At 34.2% G+C, this 459-nt stretch carries 1 pseudogene; it reads left to right on the plus strand.

Annotated elements, in window-relative coordinates:
* A pseudogene (locus tag G5T77_RS16595) lies at positions 1-409 on the plus strand (IS5-like element ISAba31 family transposase); the annotation flags it as partial.
* Between the last annotated feature and the right edge of the window lie 50 nt (positions 410-459).

Genomic DNA, 459 nt, shown 5'->3' on the forward strand with positions numbered 1-459 from the left:
AGGAGGAAACTCCTCAAAAATACATTTGATTGTTGATGCACATGGCAATCCTATTGATTTCATGATTACCGATGGAACCACACATGATGTTAAAGTTGCACCTGATTTAATATCAACATTAGATTTAAAAGAGACAAAAGTGGTATGTGCAGATAAAGGCTATGATTCAGAACCACTGCGTGAACAGATCAGGAAAACAGGGACTAAAGCGAATATACCAAAGAAAACGAATAGCCAATCGAACAATGACCATATGGACTGGTATTTATATAAAATCAGGCATTTAGTTGAAAATATGTTTTGTAGATTAAAGCAATTTAGAGGAATAGCTACTCGATATGACAAGCTCAAAAGAAATTATCAAAGTTCTGTTGCCTTAGCCTGTATATTTTTATGGCTACCGTTATAGGGTTAATTATGAACAGTAAGTGTCAACAGACCCTAGATTATAGAAGTATA

The organism is Acinetobacter sp. GFQ9D191M, assembly GCF_011174875.1.
Taxonomy (GTDB): Bacteria; Pseudomonadota; Gammaproteobacteria; order Pseudomonadales; family Moraxellaceae; genus Acinetobacter.